This window comes from Candidatus Obscuribacterales bacterium, assembly GCA_036703605.1.
Classification (GTDB): Bacteria; Cyanobacteriota; Cyanobacteriia; order RECH01; family RECH01; genus RECH01.
This window is the reverse complement of the sequence record DATNRH010000235.1, coordinates 1-1,191: the sequence shown is the minus strand read 5'-3', so window position 1 is coordinate 1,191 and position 1,191 is coordinate 1. Positions and strand designations below refer to the sequence as shown.

General features: G+C 52.5%; 2 protein-coding genes. One reads left to right on the top strand and one right to left on the bottom strand.

Annotated features, from left to right (window positions below):
- Positions 1–249, bottom strand: a 249-nt coding sequence (locus tag V6D20_04980; GenBank protein ID HEY9815143.1) for a glycogen/starch synthase, incomplete at its 3' end; no start/stop codon positions are given.
- Between the two features lie 191 nt (positions 250–440).
- Between V6D20_04980 and V6D20_04975 the strand changes: the two genes are divergently transcribed.
- Positions 441–1,094 (top strand): DUF4033 domain-containing protein, encoded by a 654-nt coding sequence (locus V6D20_04975; protein HEY9815142.1) that lies wholly within the window; start codon positions 441–443, stop codon positions 1,092–1,094.
- Positions 1,095–1,191: the final 97 nt, after the last annotated feature.

Sequence of the window (1,191 nt, the reverse complement as noted above, 5' to 3'; positions counted from 1 at the left end):
CCGTCCATGCACCCAGCCGCAGAAGACAGAGCAATGCACCGAACCACCATTCCAGGGCACCCATAGGTCGCGGTAGGCATCATGCAGCCCCCAGATATGGTCGTAGCGCATACAGTCGTACATGGGCAGGATGAGCTCGACGGTATGCCCCCGCAGTTCGAGTTCGCGGCTCAGTCCATATACGACGTCGCCTAACCCTCCTGCCTTAATGACAGGGGCACATTCCGATGCTATCTGCACTATGTACATAGATTCCTCTCTTAACAAAAGTTCAATTTCTATGCTCCTATTCAATCATGGGTCAGCATGGATTGTGTAGGAATTTGGCTGGGCTAGGGCGATCGCTGGGGAATACCCCTGAACCAATCGCCTCATTCTATGATGGAATGGAGACGATTTGGTTAAGAGCTTGTTCAGGGTATGGGGGTTTGCGTTTGGGTATGTCCATCGAGTCTAAAACTGACTACGCCGATAATTGGGTTGACCGAGCCTTTATTTGGCTATTCTCGCGCAAAATGGCGATCGCGGTGGGTCAGGGGACGCAGGTTCCAGGCTATGAAGGGTTTGTAGAACTCTCGCGGCAGATTATGCGCGGCCGTAATGCCGATCAGCAGCAGCAGGTGGTGGCGATCGTGCTTAAGTCGCTGGTGCCGGGCCCCGTACTCTACATGATTCGCACGGTATTTTCGCCGACGCAACTGGTATGTGAACTCAATGCTTGGTTTGCCGCCCGCTTGTTTGAATGGTTGGTGGGCCCCTGTGAGGTGCGGGAGGTGGATATCCCGGATGCCCAAGGGCGATCGCACCTGCAGCGTAGCGGTGTTCATATTAAAAAATGTCGCTATCTAGAAAGCAGTGGTTGTGTGGGCATGTGTGTCAACATGTGTAAGCTACCAACCCAAACCTTTTTTACACAGGATTTTGGCATTCCTTTAACCATGACGCCCAATTTTGAAGACCTCAGCTGTGAGATGGTGTTTGGGCAAACGCCCCCCTCCCTAGATGTGGATCCGGTGTATCAAGAGGCTTGTTTGGTTACAGAATGCTCCATGGCCTCGCCCCAGTCCAGCACCTGTCCTAAGCTGCTAAATTAAGTCGCCCTAGTTTATCTAGGTTTAGAATTTGGCATTGCTGGATAGCAGGATGAATTGCCCTCATCCCCAACCCCTTCTCCTAGAACGGCGGCCGGAA

Bases quoted from the DNA above. Each gene is read 5' to 3' on its own strand.
- V6D20_04975 (HEY9815142.1), top strand. From the start codon at position 441: ATGTCCATCGAGTCTAAAACTGACTACGCCGATAATTGGGTTGACCGA.